The sequence below is a fragment of the Streptomyces sp. NPDC055966 genome, from assembly GCF_042269865.1.
Lineage (GTDB): Bacteria > Actinomycetota > Actinomycetes > Streptomycetales > Streptomycetaceae > Streptomyces.
Genome location: NZ_JBHJYK010000008.1, coordinates 355,730 through 373,242, shown reverse-complemented (window position 1 = coordinate 373,242; position 17,513 = coordinate 355,730). Strand labels below are relative to the sequence as shown.

At 70.7% G+C, this 17,513-nt stretch carries 17 protein-coding genes; 6 read left to right on the top strand and 11 right to left on the bottom strand.

Features of this window, described 5'->3' with window-relative positions; genetic code table 11:
- Window positions 1–117 precede the first annotated feature (117 nt).
- The 3 genes from pta to pyk all read left to right on the top strand — a co-directional run bounded on the left by pta (window position 118) and on the right by pyk (window position 4,943).
- Window positions 118–2,193: a phosphate acetyltransferase gene (gene pta, locus ACFC8N_RS19945; RefSeq protein WP_376288911.1), complete on the top strand. Its 2,076-nt coding sequence runs from the start codon at window positions 118–120 to the stop codon at window positions 2,191–2,193.
- Between the two features lie 29 nt (window positions 2,194–2,222).
- Entirely contained in the window at window positions 2,223–3,431 is a 1,209-nt protein-coding gene (locus ACFC8N_RS19940) for an acetate kinase (protein WP_376288910.1), read from the top strand.
- 84 nt (window positions 3,432–3,515) lie between these two features.
- Complete coding sequence (pyk, locus tag ACFC8N_RS19935) at window positions 3,516–4,943, top strand: pyruvate kinase (RefSeq protein WP_376288909.1); 1,428 nt, start codon at window positions 3,516–3,518, stop codon at window positions 4,941–4,943.
- Between the two features lie 114 nt (window positions 4,944–5,057).
- Here the strand turns inward: pyk and ACFC8N_RS19930 are convergent, their stop codons facing one another.
- The 4 genes from ACFC8N_RS19930 to ACFC8N_RS19915 form a co-directional block, all read right to left on the bottom strand.
- Window positions 5,058–6,416 (bottom strand): hypothetical protein, encoded by a 1,359-nt coding sequence (locus ACFC8N_RS19930; protein ID WP_376288908.1) that lies wholly within the window; start codon window positions 6,414–6,416, stop codon window positions 5,058–5,060.
- A complete protein-coding gene (locus ACFC8N_RS19925; RefSeq protein WP_356027840.1) occupies window positions 6,406–6,969 on the bottom strand; it encodes a DUF6114 domain-containing protein in 564 nt (187 codons plus the stop codon). The genes ACFC8N_RS19930 and ACFC8N_RS19925 overlap by 11 nt, the downstream gene beginning before the upstream one ends.
- A gap of 115 nt (window positions 6,970–7,084) precedes the next feature.
- Window positions 7,085–7,717: a DUF6230 family protein gene (locus ACFC8N_RS19920; protein WP_356027838.1), complete on the bottom strand. Its 633-nt coding sequence runs from the start codon at window positions 7,715–7,717 to the stop codon at window positions 7,085–7,087.
- A 618-nt stretch (window positions 7,718–8,335) separates the two neighbouring features.
- Window positions 8,336–9,304, bottom strand: coding sequence for a tetratricopeptide repeat protein (locus ACFC8N_RS19915; RefSeq protein WP_356027836.1), 969 nt, complete (start codon window positions 9,302–9,304; stop codon window positions 8,336–8,338).
- A gap of 224 nt (window positions 9,305–9,528) precedes the next feature.
- Between ACFC8N_RS19915 and ACFC8N_RS19910 the strand changes: the two genes are divergently transcribed.
- Complete coding sequence (locus tag ACFC8N_RS19910) at window positions 9,529–10,146, top strand: TetR/AcrR family transcriptional regulator (RefSeq protein ID WP_362818797.1); 618 nt, start codon at window positions 9,529–9,531, stop codon at window positions 10,144–10,146.
- Window positions 10,147–10,183: 37 nt separating this feature from the next.
- On the opposite strand, the gene ACFC8N_RS19905 is transcribed toward ACFC8N_RS19910, so the two are convergent.
- The 4 genes from ACFC8N_RS19905 to ACFC8N_RS19890 all read right to left on the bottom strand — a co-directional run bounded on the left by ACFC8N_RS19905 (window position 10,184) and on the right by ACFC8N_RS19890 (window position 14,147).
- Window positions 10,184–11,884 (bottom strand): methylmalonyl-CoA mutase family protein, encoded by a 1,701-nt coding sequence (locus ACFC8N_RS19905; RefSeq protein WP_356027832.1) that lies wholly within the window; start codon window positions 11,882–11,884, stop codon window positions 10,184–10,186.
- Between the two features lie 97 nt (window positions 11,885–11,981).
- Complete coding sequence (locus ACFC8N_RS19900) at window positions 11,982–12,320, bottom strand: DUF3817 domain-containing protein (RefSeq protein WP_356027830.1); 339 nt, start codon at window positions 12,318–12,320, stop codon at window positions 11,982–11,984.
- Window positions 12,321–12,387: 67 nt separating this feature from the next.
- On the bottom strand, window positions 12,388–12,897 hold the full coding sequence (locus tag ACFC8N_RS19895; RefSeq protein WP_356027829.1) for a MarR family transcriptional regulator: 510 nt from the start codon (window positions 12,895–12,897) through the stop codon (window positions 12,388–12,390).
- Window positions 12,898–12,908: 11 nt separating this feature from the next.
- The gene (locus ACFC8N_RS19890; RefSeq protein WP_376288907.1) at window positions 12,909–14,147 is read right to left on the bottom strand and encodes an MFS transporter; all 1,239 of its coding nucleotides are present in this window, start codon (window positions 14,145–14,147) and stop codon (window positions 12,909–12,911) included.
- 95 nt (window positions 14,148–14,242) lie between these two features.
- On the opposite strand from ACFC8N_RS19890, the gene ACFC8N_RS19885 reads away from it, so the two are divergent.
- Window positions 14,243–15,223 (top strand): DUF5937 family protein, encoded by a 981-nt coding sequence (locus tag ACFC8N_RS19885; protein WP_376288906.1) that lies wholly within the window; start codon window positions 14,243–14,245, stop codon window positions 15,221–15,223.
- A gap of 9 nt (window positions 15,224–15,232) precedes the next feature.
- On the opposite strand, the gene ACFC8N_RS19880 is transcribed toward ACFC8N_RS19885, so the two are convergent.
- The 3 genes from ACFC8N_RS19880 to ACFC8N_RS19870 all read right to left on the bottom strand — a co-directional run bounded on the left by ACFC8N_RS19880 (window position 15,233) and on the right by ACFC8N_RS19870 (window position 16,721).
- Complete coding sequence (locus ACFC8N_RS19880) at window positions 15,233–15,985, bottom strand: SRPBCC family protein (protein WP_356027823.1); 753 nt, start codon at window positions 15,983–15,985, stop codon at window positions 15,233–15,235.
- An 83-nt stretch (window positions 15,986–16,068) separates the two neighbouring features.
- Window positions 16,069–16,380, bottom strand: coding sequence for an MTH1187 family thiamine-binding protein (locus tag ACFC8N_RS19875; protein ID WP_376288905.1), 312 nt, complete (start codon window positions 16,378–16,380; stop codon window positions 16,069–16,071).
- Window positions 16,377–16,721, bottom strand: coding sequence for a DUF3817 domain-containing protein (locus tag ACFC8N_RS19870; protein WP_356027820.1), 345 nt, complete (start codon window positions 16,719–16,721; stop codon window positions 16,377–16,379). The genes ACFC8N_RS19875 and ACFC8N_RS19870 overlap by 4 nt, the downstream gene beginning before the upstream one ends.
- A 159-nt stretch (window positions 16,722–16,880) precedes the next feature.
- Here ACFC8N_RS19870 and ACFC8N_RS19865 point away from each other — a divergent pair, with 159 nt between their 5' ends.
- Window positions 16,881–17,513 carry an AIM24 family protein gene (locus tag ACFC8N_RS19865; protein ID WP_356027818.1) on the top strand — a complete coding sequence of 211 codons (633 nt, stop codon included), beginning with the start codon at window positions 16,881–16,883 and terminating at the stop codon, window positions 17,511–17,513.

Sequence of the window (17,513 nt, the reverse complement as noted above, 5' to 3'; positions counted from 1 at the left end):
TCCGGAGCCGGAGGTATTGTCAAGAGGGTTCCGCTCACCTTGGTGGGCGATTTTTATGCCGGTGATGCGACATACGAGACTTTGCGACATACAAGACATGAGGAACGGAGTGGACGCGTGACGCGCAGCGTGTACGTGACCGGGATCGACCGCGGTGACGGCCGCCAGGTCGTGGAGCTGGGAGTCATGGAGCTCCTGACCCGCCAGGTCGACCGGGTGGGGGTCTTCCGTCCGCTCGTCCACGACCGGCCCGATCGGATGTTCGAACTGCTCCGGTCGCGCTACCGGCTCTCCCAGGACCCGGCGACCGTCTACGGCATGGACTACCACGAGGCCTCCGCGCTCCAGGCCGAGCGGGGCACCGACGAACTGGTCTCCACGCTGGTCGACCGCTTCCACCTGGTGGCCCGGGACTACGACGTCGTCCTCGTCCTCGGCACCGACTTCGCCGACACCCAGCTGCCCGACGAGCTGTCCCTGAACGCCCGCCTGGCCAACGAGTTCGGCGCCTCCGTGATCCCGGTGGTCGGCGGCCGCAAGCAGCCGGCCGAGTCCGTGCTCGCCGAGACCCGCAACGCCTTCCGCGCCTACGACGGCCTCGGCTGCGACGTGCTCGCCATGGTCACCAACCGGGTGGCCCGCGAGGACCGCGACGAGATCGCCGAGCGGCTGCGCGACCGGCTGCCCGTGCCCTGCTACGTCGTCCCCGACGAGCCCGCACTGTCCGCGCCGACCGTCTCCCAGATCGTCCACACCCTCGACGCGAAGGTCCTGCTCGGCGACGACTCGGGGCTGGCCCGGGACGCGCTGGACTTCGTCTTCGGCGGCGCGATGCTGCCGAACCTGCTCGGCGCCCTGACGCCGGGCTGCCTGGTCGTCACCCCGGGCGACCGCGCCGACCTGGTCATCGGCTCGCTGGCCGCGCACAGCGCCGGCACCCCGCCGATAGCCGGGGTGCTGCTGACCCTGAACGAGGTGCCGCGCGAGGAGATCCTCACCCTCGCCGCCCGCCTCGCCCCGGGCACCCCGGTGCTGTCCGTGACCGGCAACAGCTTCCCCACCGCCGAGCAGCTGTTCTCGCTGGAGGGCAAGCTGAACGCGGCGACCCCGCGCAAGGCGGAGACCGCGCTCGGCCTGTTCGAGCGCTACGCCGACACCGCCGAGCTGGCCGCGCGGGTGAGCGCGCCCAGCACCGACCGGGTCACCCCGATGATGTTCGAGCACAAGCTGCTGGAACAGGCCCGCTCCGACAAGCGCCGGGTCGTGCTCCCCGAGGGCACCGAGGCGCGCGTGCTGCACGCGGCCGGGGTGCTGCTGCGCCGGGGCGTGTGCGACCTGACCCTGCTGGGCCCCGAGGACCAGATCCGCAAGAAGGCCGCCGACCTCGGCATCGACCTCGGCGACACCCAGCTGATCGACCCGGCCACCAGCGAGCTGCGCGACGCCTTCGCCGAGCAGTACGCCCTGCTCCGGGCGCACAAGGGCGTCACCGTCGAGCTGGCCCACGACGTCGTGTCGGACGTCAACTACTTCGGCACCCTGATGGTCCAGGAGGGCCTGGCCGACGGCATGGTCTCGGGCTCCGTGCACTCCACGGCCGCCACCATCCGGCCCGCCTTCGAGATCATCAAGACCACGCCGGACTCCTCGATCGTCTCGTCCGTCTTCTTCATGTGCCTCGCCGACAAGGTGCTGGTCTACGGCGACTGCGCGGTCAACCCGGACCCGGACGCGCAGGCGCTCGCGGACATCGCCATCCAGTCGGCGGCGACGGCCGCGCGGTTCGGCGTGGAGCCGAGGATCGCGATGCTGTCGTACTCCACCGGCACGTCCGGCTCGGGCGCCGACGTCGACAAGGTGCGCGAGGCGACCGAGCTGGCGCGCTCGCGCCGCCCCGACCTGAAGATCGAGGGGCCGATCCAGTACGACGCGGCCGTCGAGCCCACGGTCGCCGCGACCAAGCTGCCGGACTCCGACGTCGCCGGGCAGGCGACGGTCCTGATCTTCCCGGACCTCAACACCGGCAACAACACGTACAAGGCCGTGCAGCGCTCGGCCGGCGCGATCGCCGTCGGCCCGGTCCTCCAGGGTCTGCGCAAACCGGTCAACGACCTGTCCCGGGGCGCGCTCGTCCAGGACATCGTCAACACCGTCGCCATCACGGCCATCCAGGCCCAGACGCCCGCCAACTGACCTCCCCGTACAGAGAGTTCTCGAACACCGTGGCTGCAACCCGCGTCCTCGTCCTCAACTCCGGCTCCTCGTCGCTGAAGTACCAGCTGCTCGACATGCGCGACGCCGCCCGGCTGGCCGCCGGTCTGGTGGAGCGCATCGGCGAGCAGACCTCCCGGCTCCGGCACACCTGCCTCACCAGCGCCGAGACCCGTGAGCACACCGGGCCCATCGCCGACCACGACGCCGCGCTCAAGGCGGTCGCCGCCGAGCTGGGCCGGGACGGCCTCGGCCTGGACTCGCCCGAACTGGCCGCGATCGGCCACCGCGTGGTGCACGGCGGGCTGTTCTTCACCGAGCCGACCGTCATCGACGACGCGGTGATCGCCGAGATCGAGCGGCTGGTACCGGTCGCCCCGCTGCACAACCCGGCCAACCTCACCGGCATCCGCACCGCCCGGGCGCTGCGCCCGGACCTGCCCCAGGTCGCCGTCTTCGACACCGCGTTCCACACGACGATGCCGGAGTCCGCGGCCCGCTACGCGATCGACCCGAAGATCGCCGACCGCCACCGCATCCGCCGCTACGGCTTCCACGGCACCTCGCACGCGTACGTCTCCCGCGAGACGGCGCGACTGCTGGGCAAGGACCCGTCCGAGGTCAACGTGATCGTGCTGCACCTGGGCAACGGCGCCTCGGCCTCGGCGGTCGAGAAGGGCCGGTGCGTGGACACCTCGATGGGGATGACCCCGCTGGAGGGGCTCGTGATGGGCACCCGCTCCGGTGATCTGGATCCGGCCGTCATCTTCCATTTGGCCCGGGTTGGCGGAATGTCCATGGACGAGATCGACACTCTTCTCAACAAGAGGAGCGGCCTGTTCGGCCTGTGCGGGGACAACGACATGCGGGAGATCCGCCGCCGGATCGACGAGGGCGACGAAGAAGCCGCACTCGCCTTCGACATTTACATTCACCGGCTCAAGAAGTACATCGGCGCTTATTTCGCCGTACTGGGCACGGTGGACGCGATCGCGTTCACGGCCGGGGTCGGCGAGAACGCCGTGCCGGTGCGCGAGGCCGCGCTCACGGGCCTCGACGGGCTGGGCCTCGCGGTCGACCCGGAGCTGAACGCGATGCGGGCGGACGAGGCCAGACTGATCTCTCCGAAGGACGCGCGTGTCGCGGTCGCCGTGGTGCCGACGGATGAGGAACTGGAGATCGCGACCCAGACCTACGCACTGGTCGGAAAGAACAACTGAATAGCACCTGAGCGGTGCGGCACTCATTTGTATCTTCCGCCAGACGGAATATTCCGTAGCGAAACAAACCGATAGGATCGCCCCATGCGCCGTTCCAAAATCGTCTGTACGCTCGGCCCCGCGGTCGACTCCCACGAGATGCTCGTCGCCATGATCGAGGCGGGCATGAATGTGGCCCGTTTCAACTTCAGCCACGGCACCCACGCCGAGCACCAGACGCGGTACGACCGCGTCCGGGCCGCGGCCAAGGAGACCGGCCGGGCCATCGGTGTCCTCGCCGACCTCCAGGGGCCGAAGATCCGCCTGGAGACCTTCGCCGAGGGTCCGGTCGAGCTCGAACGCGGTGACGAGTTCGTCATCACGACCGAGGACGTCCCGGGCGACAAGTCCATCTGCGGTACGACGTACAAGGGGCTGCCGGGCGACGTCTCGCGCGGCGACCAGGTCCTGATCAACGACGGCAACGTCGAGCTGAAGGTCCTGGACGTCGAGGGCCCCCGGGTCAGGACGATCGTCATCGAGGGCGGTGTCGTCTCCGACCACAAGGGCATCAACCTGCCCGGCGCGGCGGTCAACGTGCCCGCGCTGAGCGAGAAGGACATCGAGGACCTGCGTTTCGCCCTCCGCATGGGCTGCGACATGGTCGCGCTGTCCTTCGTCCGGGACGCCAAGGACGTCCAGGACGTCCACCGCGTCATGGACGAGGAGGGCCGCCGGGTCCCCGTCATCGCCAAGGTCGAGAAGCCGCAGGCGGTGCAGAACATGGAGGACGTCGTCGCGGCGTTCGACGCCGTGATGGTCGCCCGCGGTGACCTCGCCGTCGAGTACCCGCTCGAAAAGGTCCCCATGGTGCAGAAGCGCCTGATCGAGCTGTGCCGGCGCAACGCCAAGCCGGTGATCGTGGCGACCCAGATGATGGAGTCGATGATCACCAACTCCCGCCCGACCCGCGCCGAGGCCTCCGACGTGGCCAACGCGATCCTGGACGGCGCGGACGCGGTCATGCTGTCCGCCGAGTCCAGCGTGGGCGCCTACCCGGTCGAGACGGTCAAGACGATGTCGAAGATCGTCCAGGCGGCCGAGGAGGAGCTGCTGAGCAAGGGCCTCCAGCCGCTCGTGCCCGGCAAGAAGCCGCGCACGCAGGGCGGTTCGGTCGCGCGTGCCGCGTGCGAGATCGCGGACTTCCTCGGCAGCAAGGGCCTGATCGCCTTCACCCAGTCCGGTGACACCGCGCGCCGGCTGTCCCGCTACCGCGCGGTCCAGCCGATCGTCGCCTTCACCACGGACGAGGGCACCCGCAACCAGCTCACCCTCAGCTGGGGCGTGGAGTCGCACATCGTGCCGTTCGTCAACACCACCGACGAGATGGTCGACCTGGTGGACCAGGAGGTCGCCAAGCTGGGCCGCTTCGACGCGGGCGACATCGTGATCATCACGGCCGGCTCGCCCCCCGGCGTCCCCGGCACCACCAACATGCTCCGCGTCCACCACCTGGGCACGCAGGGCGGCTGAGCGACCGGCCGTACGGGGCCCGTGCGGGCCCTGTACGGCGCCGAGGGCGCCTCCTGGGGATCCAGGGGGCGCCCTCGGCTTTTGTGCGGCTCCCGAACGGGCTTGTGCGACCGGTCAGTTGTCGGTCGTGTAGACGTGCATCCCGGGCACGTGGAGGTTGCCGCCGAACTGGGCGGCCTGGACGGCCTTCACGTTGGTGAAGTAGATCAGCGGGATGTTGAGCGGCGGCGGGCTGTCCGGGCTGAAGGTGATCGGGATCAGACCGAACAGATTGCCCGAGATGCTCTCCGTGTACATCGTCGTGGAGCCGCCGGTGATGGTGGACGTCGACCCCTTGGACGCCTGCACGTGGTAGACCTTGCCGGACAGCTTGTCGTTCACCGTCTGGTGCAGGTCACCGATGTCCGTGCCGCCGGAGATGACGTACTTCAGCACCTTCTTGGTGGTGCCGGACGCCGTCTTCACCTCGACGATGCCCTGGTAGTCGGCGCTCTTGAGCAGCAGCGAGCTGGCGTTGAGGTACCAGGGGTCGTCCGCTACCGGCACCTGGTTGTCGACGCCGCTCTGGTCGGTCGTGGCCGCCGGGCAGTCTCCCGCCGGGGTGCCGGCGCTCGCCGACGGACTCGGGGTGGCCGACGCGGCCGCGTCCTTCGCCGCCTTGGTCGTGTCGGCGACCGTCTTGGACACCGTGCCGGTGGCGTTCTTCACCGTGTCCGTGACGGTCGTGCCCGCCTTGGAGGCGGTGTCCTTGACCGTGTCGGCGAGCTTGGAGCCGGTGGACCCCGAGGAACTCGCCGACGCGCCCGAGGCCTTCGGGGACGCGCTGGCCGACGGGGTCGCCGACGGCGAGGAGCTCGCGGACGAGCCGGAGTCCGTGCCGCCGCCGAGCAGGCCGCCGAGCGTGTCGCCGATGGTGCCCAGCAGACCGCCGCCGCTCTTGGACGCGGACGGCGACGGCGAAGCCGAGTCGCTGCCCGAACCCGAGCCGCCGGAGCCGGAGGTCGCGCTCGGCGTCGGGGTGGCCTTGCCGCCGGAACCCGAACCCGATGAAGACGACGAACCCGATGGAGACGACGAAGGCGACGACGAGGACGTGTCCGAGCCCTTGGTGCCGGCGCTCGCCGAGGGGGACGGCGTGGCCGAGTCGGACGCGCTGGCGGAGGCGGACGGCGTCGGCGAGGCCGAGCTGTCCTTGCCGGCCAGTTGCTTGACGCAGTTCTTGTACTCGTCCGCCGTCAGGCTCTTCGAGGTCGTCGACGGGGACGGGCTGCCGCCGCTGTCGGCGAGCGCCAGCGTGGACGTGAAGCCCATGCCCATCAGCACCGCGGTCGGCATCGCCACCGAGGCTATCGCCTTGCCGGCGGGCATGTGGAACCTGGTGAACAGCGGCTTTCTGGGTGCCGCGTGGCGGGGCCCGGTTCTCTCACGGGACCCGTCCACCTCGGTCTCGCGGGTCGCCTCGTCAGCCGGCACTGTGCCTCCCGTTCGCCCCGTTGGCCGGGCTCGTTCCTGACAGGTCGTTCTCGCCCACGCCGTCCGTGGCCATGCCCTTGTCGAAGCCGTAGGGGGCCTCGCCCGGCGTCTCACCCCCGGCCGGGGGGACATCCTGCCCCGGCTGCGGCTGCGGAGGAACGCCCGGCGCCCAGGACACGGCCATCGCTCCGCCGATCAGGGCGAGCAGGAAGCCCATGACGAAGCCGCCGAAGTTGGACACGGGAAGGGACACCAGCGCCAGCAGGATCGCGGCGACTCCCGCGAAGGTCCGTACGTGCTTCTGGAACCAGAGGCTGATGCCCAGGACGACGAGCAGCACACCGATGATCAGGGATCCGGCACCGGCGGTGGTCGCCATCGCCAGCGTGAGATGGCCGATCTGGAGATGCGCGTACGGGAAGTACATGATCGGAAAGCCGCCGAGCAGGACGAACAGACCGGCCCAGAACGGACGCGCACCACGCCAGGCGCGGAACTGCTGCCTCCGGTAGGTGAACTGGCCGGGGTGGGCGGCAGGGGTCTCGGCGCTCATGGAAAACAGCTCCCTGTTGCGGTGTTGCTGTGGCGGTGATGTGCCCCGGGCGCGAAGGACGCCCGAGGAGTGGACGGGCGGGGGCGCCACCTGCCCCCCGCCCGTCATCGAGTGCTCAGTAGCACTCGTGCGTTCCCGTGGACACCGACATGTGCAGACCGCTGAGCTTGAAGGTTCCGGCGGTGGTCGCCCACGCCGTCTGCTTCACGTTCGTCAGCGTGGCCGAGTCGGCCTGCTGGGCGAACCCGTAGGGGTTGGACTGCTCGCTGCCGCCCTTCATGCCCGGACCCTTGCCGGCGTCCTTGGCGGCCACACCGATGTCGATGTTGTTGAACGTCGCGTCGGCGCTCAGGTCATCGAGGTCGATGTAGAGGTTCGACGCCTCGACCGGAGTGGACGCGCCGGCCTTCAGCGTGAGGCTGACCGAGCCGAACACCGGGATGTTCGGCGTCACGACGGACTGGCACATGTTCGTGATCTTCGCGGACTTGAACGCCGAGACGGCGACGGGGTGAGCCGTCTTCTGGCCGTCGAGCGTGTAGCCCGAGTCGATCGCTCCGTACTGTTCGAAGCCCGTGCCGTCGAGCCGGTCCGCCGTCACCTTGAACGACTGGCCGGAGACACTGAACGACGCGGCGAGAGCGCCCTGCGCGAGGGCGACACCTATGCACGCCGTGGCGGCGACGCTGGGCACCATGACCACAGCGAACCGCTTCCATCTGGTCCCGCCACGCACCTGGGACTCCATATTTCCTCCTTCTCGGACGTACATCTCCTGGTCCGGAAACCGCGGTGGACGGCTCGGCCGGACAGGGATGGGAGAAGTGCTACGTCCTCGGAAGGGGAGCGCCTGCGCCCGGTGGCGCGAAATGCGCCACGATCACCGGCGATCACCCCCGAGCGACAACCACTGGTCGCGCCTGACACGCATCACGCACAACCTTGCTGGACAGGCTTCGCCGGCCGGCGAAGACCCCCCTGCCCAAGAGCCGGCGCCACTGCCGCCGGCTCTGCTCGGTGGGGACCCAGAGTCCCCGTGACCCGACCGGTTGCCGGGGTACGGGAATGGACCGAGCGTCGCCGATCGTGGTGCATTCTCGCCCGTGACACAAGGGGCTTCGTTACTCGGTAGTAACGGCGGGATAACCGTAGGACGACCCGCCGATCTCGGAGTGCGACACACGGTTGCAACTCTGGGCAGAGCAAAGCCGTTGATCCCTGGATAAAACCAGACAGACCAACGGCTTCGATTTACTCCGAGTAACAGCGGCCGCAATTACCAAGATTTGGTAAAGCGGGGCCGCCCTGACGTCTCGTCGGCAAATCTTTCACCCCGGCATCACAAGCCGTGGCGTTTAGTGACTGGTCAGAACAACGCCCGGGCCAGCGCCCTGCGCGCCCCGACCACCCGCGGGTCCTCCTGGCCCACGACGTCGAACAGCTCCAGCAGCCGCAGCCGCACCTTGTCGCGGTCGTCGCCCGCGGTGCGGCTCACGGTGTCGATCAGGCGCCCGAAGGCGTCCTCGACATGCCCGCCCACCAGATCCAGGTCGGCCGCGGCGATCTGCGCGTCGGCGTCCTTCGGCCGCTCGGCCGCCTCCTGGCGCACCTTCTGCGGGTCGAAGCCCTGCACCCGCTGGAGCAGTTCGGCCTGCGCCAGGCCGAGCTTGGCCTCCGGGTGCCCCGGGTCGTCGGCCAGCACGTTCTGGTACGCCCGGACGGCACCGGCCAGGTCGCCCGCGTCCAGGGCGTCGGCCGCCGCGTTCAGCGCCGCGTCGTACGGCCCCGCCTGCTCCTGCGCGGGCGCCTCGCCCGGCTCGGCGTCCGGGTCGACGGTCAGGCCGGTCAGCCCGAAGCGCTGCTCGGCGACCTGCACCAGCTGGTCCAGCGTCTCCCGGATCTGCTGCTCGCCGGCCGCACCCTGGAAGAGCGGCAGTGCCTGGCCCGCGACGACGGCGAACACCGCCGGGATGCCCTGCACCCCGAACTGCTGCATCAGCATCTGGTTGGCGTCGACGTCGATCTTGGCGAGGAGGAAGCGCCCGTTGTACTCGACGGCGAGCCGCTCCAGGACCGGGCTCAGCTGCTTGCAGGGCTGACACCACTCGGCCCAGAAGTCGATGACGACCGGGACCTCGGCGGAGCGCTGGAGGACATCGCGCTCGAAGCCCGCCTCATCGACGTCGATGACGAGATCGGCCGGGGCGACGGCCCCCGTGCCGCCCTGCCGGGCGGCCTCGGCGCGCGTCTGCTCGGCCTTGGCCTTGGCCTCCTGGGCCGCCTTCACCGCGGCGAGGTCGACGACGCCGCTCATGGACATGTTCCGTGGCTGCATGCGTCTATCCTCCCCCGTCACCGCGCCGGAATGAAAAAGTCGTGCGCCCGGGGCGCCGGGTCCCCACCCCACGCCTCATGATCGCGCCCGCGTACGTCCGTCACGGGCTGCTCTCACGCGCTTTCGCTACGACTCGTAGCGTAATGCCATGGGGACCCCGCGCGACACCACCCCCCGGTGATCTCCCTCACGACACCACAGGACCCGCCCGTTATGGTCAAGGGATGCAGAGCCGCACCCCCGCCAGCCGTACCGGGCGCCCGCGCGACCCCGCCGCGGACGCCGCGATCCTGGCCGCGACCAGGGCGGCGCTGGTGGAGCTGGGCTGGTCCAAGCTGACCCTGGGAGACGTGGCGACGCGGGCCGGGGTTGCGAAGACGACCCTCTACCGCCGCTGGGCCGGCAAGAACGAACTGGTGGTCGACGCGGTCGCCGAACTCTTCGACGAACTGGAGCTGCCCGACCGCGGCAGCCTGGCCGACGACATCGAGGGCGTCGTGCTCCAGTTCGCGGCGATCCTCGCCCGCCCGGAGGCCAAGAGCGGCCTGATGGCGGTGGTCGCCGAGGCCACCCGCGACGACGCCCTGCGCGAGCGCATCCGCTCCTCCATCGTGGAGCGCCAGATGCGCCTCGTCCTCCAGGGCCGCGCGCGGGCACAGAAACGGGGCGAACTCCCGCCGGAACCCGATCCGCGGGAGGCCGCCCGCACGGTGGACCTCATCTTCGACGTGGTGGCGGGTGCGGTGGTGCACCGCACCCTGGTCAGCGGCAAGGCGGCGGACGAGGAGTGGGTGCGCAGCTTCACGCGCGTCCTGATCGGCGGACTGGCCTCGTCCGCCTGACCCCTCCGCCCACCGGCCGCTCGCCCGCCGCTCGCCCTCAGAAGCCCGCCGGCTCCGTGTACACCCCCCACTCGTCCCGCAGCACCCCGCAGATCTCGCCCAGCGTCGCCTCGGCGCGTACGGCGTCCAGCATCGGCTCGATCATGTTCGAGCCGTCGCGGGCCGCGGCCAGCATGGCGTCCAGGGCGGTCCGCACGGCGCTCTCGTCCCGGGCGGCCTTGCGCGCGGCGAGCACCCGCACCTGCTCGCGCTCCACCTCGTGGCTCACCCGCAGGATCTCCAGGTCCCCGGTGACGGACCCGGTGTGGACGTTCACGCCCACGACCCGCTTGTCGCCCTTCTCCAGCGACTGCTGGTAGCGGAAGGCGGACTCGGCGATCTCGCCGGTGAACCAGCCGTCCTCGATCCCGCGCAGGATCCCGGAGGTGATCGGCCCGATCGGGTGCTGCCCGTCGGGGTGCGCCCGCAGGCCCCGCTCCTTGATCTGCTCGAAGATCTTCTCCGCGTCCGCCTCGATCCGGTCCGTCAGTTGCTCGACGAACCACGAACCGCCCAGCGGATCGGCCACGTTGGCGACCCCGGTCTCCTCCATCAGCACCTGCTGGGTGCGCAGCGCGATCTCGGCCGCCTGCTCGCTCGGCAGCGCGAGGGTCTCGTCCAGGGCGTTGGTGTGCAGCGAGTTGGTCCCGCCGAGCACCGCCGCCAGCGCCTCCACGGCCGTACGCACCACGTTGTTGTACGGCTGCTGCGCGGTCAGCGAGACGCCGGCGGTCTGCGTGTGGAAGCGCAGCCACTGCGCCTTGTCGCTCTGCGCGCCGTACACGTCGCGCATCCAGCGGGCCCAGATGCGGCGTGCGGCGCGGAACTTGGCGATCTCCTCGAAGAAGTCCAGGTGCGCATCGAAGAAGAAGGAGAGGCCGGGCGCGAAGACGTCGACGTCCAGGCCGCGGCTGAGGCCGAGTTCGACGTACCCGAAGCCGTCCGCGAGCGTGTACGCCAGCTCCTGAGCGGCCGTCGAGCCGGCCTCGCGGATGTGGTAGCCGGAGACGGACAGCGGCTTGTAGGCGGGGATGCCGGCCGCGCAGTGCTCCATCAGGTCGCCGATCAGGCGCAGATGCGGCTCGGGCTGGAAGAGCCACTCCTTCTGCGCGATGTACTCCTTGAAGATGTCGGTCTGGAGCGTGCCGTTGAGGACCGACGGGTCCACGCCCTGGCGCTCGGCGGCGACCAGGTACATGCAGAAGACGGGCACGGCGGGCCCGCTGATGGTCATGGAAGTGGTGACGTCGCCGAGCGGGATGTCCTTGAACAGGACCTCCATGTCGGCGGCCGAGTCGATGGCGACGCCGCAGTGCCCGACCTCGCCGAGCGAGCGCGGGTCGTCGGAGTCGCGGCCCATCAGCGTCGGCATGTCGAAGGCCACGGACAGACCGCCGCCGCCCGCGGCCAGGATCATCTTGTAGCGCTCGTTGGTCTGCTCGGCGTTGCCGAACCCGGCGAACTGCCGGATCGTCCAGGTGCGGCCGCGGTATCCGGTCGGATGGAGCCCGCGCGTGAAGGGGTACTCCCCGGGCCAGCCGATCCGCTCGAATCCCTCGTACGTGTCTCCCGGCCGGGGACCGTACACCGGCTCCACGGGATCACCGGAGAGCGTGGTGAAGTCAGCGTCGCGCTTGCGCGCGGCGTCATAGCGGGCCTGCCAGCGCCGGCGGCCTTCCTCGATGGCGTGAGCGTCCATACCCTCGAATTTACTTGGACGTCCTAGTAAATGTCGATGGCTGACCGCCGCACGGCACGCGAGGGGCGCTCGTACGGCGGTGGAGTCGCGCGGTGTCTCAGGCCTTCGCGGCGACCGGGGCCCGGTCGGTGACCTTGGCCTCCAGCTCGCGGGTGAGCCGCCGCTCGACGAAGAAGGCGGCGGTGGGAATCGTGCCCGCGAGCAGCACCCACAGCTGGCGGCCGACCGGCATCTTGGCCTTGGAGCCCAGGTCGAAGGCGACGACGAGGTAGACGACGTACAGCCAGCCGTGGGCGATGGCGACGACGCGCGTGACGTCGGCGGCACCGCTGATGTCCAGCCCGTACTTCGCGATCATGCTCAGGCACAGGAGTACCAGCAGGACACCCGTGGTGTAGGCCATGACGCGGTAGCGGGTCAGCACACTTTTTTTCATGGAGTCGAGCGTAACCACCCGTTCCGGCAGATCTTGGCCGGGGTCGGCCGTCGCCTCGGTCCTCGTCTCAGTCCTCGTCGAAGTCGTGCGCCGCGACCCGCAGCGGACGGAACATCGCGAAGATCTCCGCGCACTCCTCCGCGTCGTACACGCCGAGCCCGAAGTCCATCGCCATCAGGTCGCGGGTGGCCGCGTCGACCACCTCACGGCCCTTGTCGGTGATCACGGCGAGGGTGCCGCGGCCGTCGTTGGGGTTGGGCCGCCGGGCCACCAGACCGGACTTCACCAGCCGGTCCACGGTGTTCGTCACCGAGGTGGGATGCACCATGAGCCGCTCACCGATCTTGGACATCGGCAGCTCGCCGGCCTTGGAGAAGGTGAGCAGCACCAGGGCCTCGTAGCGCGCGAAGGTCAGCCCGTACGGCTTGACCACCGCGTCCACCTCGGCGAGCAGGATCTGCTGGGCCCGCATGATCGAGGTGATCGCGGCCATGGACGGCACGTTTCCCCAGCGCTGCTTCCAGAGCTCGTCGGCACGGGCGATGGGGTCGAAGGGGAGGCTGAGAGGCTTGGGCACGTCATCAGACCCTACCGGCCGGTCATATCCCGGGCAGCCCCGTCTCGGTCCTCGGTCGCCCGGACCGCCAGGGCCAGCCCGCAGCAGCACAGCACACCGAGCGAGCCGGCCCCCGTCACCGCCGCCCGCACCCCCACCGCCTGCGCCGCCACCCCGGCCAGCGCCATGCCCACGCCCTGGACGGTCATCAGCCCGGCGCTGAGCACGGTCATGGCCCGCCCGCGCCGCTCGTCGGGCACGGCCCGCACGAACCACTGGTCGAGGCCCAGGGTGTACGCCGAGCCGGCCCCGGAGACCAGCAGGAGCAGCAGGGACACGACGAGCCCGGGGCGCAGGGCGAAGCCCAGGTAGGGCAGCAGGGTCAGGCACAGCAGGGGGAGCGCGACGCGTTCCCGGTGCGCGGGCGTGAGGCGCGCACCGGCGAACAGTTCGCCGGCCACCGTGCCGACGGGCAGCGCGCACATCAGCAGCCCGAGCCCGGCGGAGCCGCTGCCGAGCGCGTCGGCGTACGGCGCGGCCAGCGCCTCGGGGACGACGGAGAACGCCGCCGGGAGCCAGAAGACGAGCAGCAGCACCCGGATCCGGCGGTCCGTCGCGAGGCCGCGCAGACCTGCCGGCGCATCCGCACGGTCCCGGGTGCGGGCGGGCCGGCGCCGGGTGCCGCAGCGCAGCAGGGTGGCGGAGCCGAGGAAGCCGGCGACGGTGATCAGCAGGGCGTGGCGGGGCGTGAGGACCGTGAGGAGGAGCCCGCCGAGGCCGTAGCCGACGAGCAGCGCGCTCTGGGCGACGATCCGCAGCAGGGAGCGGCCGAGCACGAACAGGTCGCCGCCGCCGAGGACGTCGGCGAGGGTGGCCATGCGGGTGCCGGCGAACACCGGGGAGACGACGGCGAGCGCGCAGCGCAGCGCGAGCAGGACACCGGTCCCGGTGCCCGGCACCGTCATCAGGGCCACGCAGCCCGCGCACACCAGGTCGCAGACGACCAGCACCCGGCGGGCCGGAAAGCGGTCGGCGACGGGCGCGAGCAGGGTGCCGCCGACGGCGTACGGCAGGAAGCCCAGGGCGAAGGTGAGCGCGCTCAGCAGGGGCGAGCGGGTGAGGTCGTAGACGAGGACGGAGAGCGCGATCTCGCTGACGATGACGCCGAGCATGGACAGCACGTGCGCGGCGAAGACGGCCCGGAACTCGGGCACGGCGAGGACACGGCCGTATCCGGCGGGCGCCGGGGCCGTCTGCGGTGGTGCGGACATGCGGGGAGCGTGGCGGAGGGCGGACCGGAGGCCCTAGATTTTCGGCTCCAGCCGAATCTTCGCCCGCGTCTTCGCGCTCTTCCGGAAGGTGGCCCGTGCCCTCGCATCTGCATTTCGGCGACGCCGACTTCCTGCGCTGCCGGTTCGCGATCTCGCCGATGTGGGAGACGCAGGAGGCCGTGCGCACCCTGAAGCGCCCGGACCGGCACGGCTATCACGCACCCTGGCTGCGCCGGATCCGCGCGGCCGCGGCCGGGCTCGACCTCGCCCCGCTGTGGCTGCTGATGCCCCGCCGGGGCCACTCCCCCGACTGGCTGGGGCCGCCGCCGATCGGCCCGGCGGCGACCTTCGAGGAGGAGATCGCGGCCGTACGGGCCTGCGACCCGGAGGCGGCACGGGAGGACACCGCCCTCTCCCTGGCCTGCACCCCGGGGGCGCTGCGGTCGCCGCGGGGCCGGGCCTGGCTGGCGGATCCGGCCCGCATGATCGCGGAGCTGGCGGACGCCGTGGAGGAGGCCTGGCATGTGCTGATCGAACCGGACTGGCTCCGGCTGCGGGCCCTGCTGGAGGCGGACGTCGCCTTCCACTCGCGCAGACTGGCCGAGGTGGGCCTCGGCACACTGCTGCCGGAACTGGACCGGCGGCTGTCCTGGGACGGCCGCACGCTCACGCTGGCCCTGCGCGGGGAGTACGCCCGCGACCTCGCCGGCCAGGGCCTGGTGCTGATGCCGAGCGTGTTCTCCTGGCCCGACGTGGTCACCGGCTTCGAGCCCCCGTGGCAGCCGACGGTGGTGTATCCGGCCCGGGGGCTGGCGGGGCTGTGGGCGGATCCGGGCGAGCGGACCCCCGCGGCGCTGGTACGGCTGCTGGGCGCGAACCGGGCGGCCGTGCTGACCGCGCTGGACGAACCGGCGGCCACGACCGCGCTGGCCCACCGCCTGGGCCTCGCCCCGTCGTCGGTGTCGTCCCACCTGACCGTGCTGCGGGACGCGGGTCTGCTGACGTCACGGCGGTACGGCCATCAAGTGCTGTACGAGAGAACGCCGTTGGGGATGGCGCTGGCCGCCGGCAGCTGACCCCGGGTCTCAGCCGTACTGCTCCAGCATGCGCAGCACCCGAGGCGCGCGGACCTCCCCGGCGCTCTCCCTCACACACCTGCGCGCGGCCGGCGTGCACCCGAGCGGCGCTTTGAACAGCGCCAGCGAGCTGGCCACGACCAGCAGCAGCGGACACAGATACGCCACGGTGTCCGCGAACCGCCCGAAGAGCCGGAGCAGCGACTCCAGCCCGAGCCCGGTCAGGCACACCGTGAGGACCAGCGCGCGGACCGTCAGCTCGGCGAGCCAGTTGGCCAGGGCCCGCTCGGGGGTGATGCCCCGCTCCAGCCAGAGCCGCAGCCGGTCCAGGGACCAGGCCGTGGCCCAGCCGGTCAGCGGCCGCAGCAGCACCCGGTCGGCGACCGCGCCGAAGGCGCCCCAGCGGGGCCGGTAGTCGAAGCCGGTGACCAGGCGGACGCCGTGGGCGTCGGGCACGTAGCGCCAGTAGGCGCTCGCCTCGGCGATCAGGGACAGCGGGTGCGGGGAGGAGAAGCGCACGGCGGAGGTGCGGGTGCCGTCGGGGCGGTCCGTCTCGTCCGCCGCGTGACCGGTGCCGGACACGGTGAGGAACGGCAGCACGCGCGCGGTGCAGGAGAACCGCCGGGGCTCACCCGCCGCGCCCGGCAGCTCCTCGATCGCGGTGAACCGGAGGTCCCAGCGCCGGCGTGCGTCGGGATCCTGGGTGCGCGCCCACAGCGTGTCCAGGTCGGCGCGTATGTGTGTCCCTATACCGACACTCATGGTGTTCCCCCAGGTCAGAACGTGCTCTGAAGTGATCGCTCAGAGCATCGACAGGGGAAAGTACAACGCGGTGGGCGTGCCGCTCAAAACGAGGGGTCCGGCTGACCGGCCAGGTGCCGTTCGACGGTCTCGACCTTGGAGGTCAGGCCGTCCGTCACGCCGGGCCGGATGTCGGCCTTGAGGACGAGCGACACGCGCGGGGCGCGCTCCTCCACGGTGGCGACGGCGCGCCGGACGACGTCCATGACCTCGTCCCACTCGCCCTCGATCGAGGTGAACATGGCGTCGGTGCGGTTCGGCAGCCCCGACTCGCGCACCACGCGGACGGCGTCGGCGACGTACTCCCCCACGTCCTCGCCGACACCCAGGGGCGTCACGGAGAAGGCGACGATCATGCGTTCACGACCCCTTCCTTACGGGCACGCGCGGCGATGACCTCGTCCTCAGCGGCGCGCTTCAGCTTGCGCTCCGCGAAGAAGCCGCCGGTGGGCAGCACGGACAGCACGAAGTAGAAGAGGCCGGTCTTCAGGGGCCACTTGGTGCGGTTCCAGGCATCGGCCCAGAAGATCACGTAGAGGATGAAGAGGACGCCGTGGATCCCGCCCATGACGGGGACCGCGTTGAAGTCCGTGGTCCGCTTCAGCACCGAGCACACGAGCAGGATCAGGAAGGACACGGCCTCCGGGGCCGAGACCAGGCGGAGGCGGCGGAGGGCGGTGGCGGTCTTGATGTCCACAGGTCACCTTCGGTGGGGAGTCGTCGACGCTTTGTGAATGCGTGCACAAACGTTGCCCCATTGTGGCAAACGCCGGCCCTAGGGGTCCGCTCAGGGTCGGTATCCACCCGGGGACCCTGTTCCGTCCACCCGCGCCGCCGCTAGTTTCGCTGCGTGGCGATGTTCCGACTTCAAGGCAGCAAGGTGCTCGCCGTCGACATGACCGGGGACGCCGTGAAGGCGAAGAACGGCTCGATGGTCGCGTACGACGGAAGCATGTCCTTCAAGAAACTGACGGGCGGGGGTGAGGGGCTGCGCGGGATGGTGACCCGCCGGCTCACCGGTGAGCAGATGACGGTGATGGAGGTGAAGGGGCAGGGGACGTGCTGGTTCGCGGACCGCGCCTCGGAGATCAACCTCGTGAGCCTGACGGGAGACAAGCTCTACGTCGAGTCGAGCAACCTGCTCGTGACGGACGCCGCTCTGCGCACCGGGACGACGTTCACGGGACTGCGCGGCGCCTCGCAGGGCAACGGCCTGTTCACGACGACGGTCGAGGGGCACGGGCAGGCGGCACTGCTGTCGGACGGTCCGGCGGTGGCGCTCCGGGTCAGCCCCCAGTACCCGCTGACCGTGGACCCGGGTGCGTACATCGCCCATCAGGGCAACGTCCGGCAGTCCTTCCAGTCCGGCGTGACGTTCCGCACGTTCCTCGGGGAGGGCGGCGGCGAGGCCTTCCAGATCCGGTTCGAGGGCGACGGACTGGTGTACGTGCAGCCGAGCGAGCGGAACACGATCGCGGGGGATCTGTAG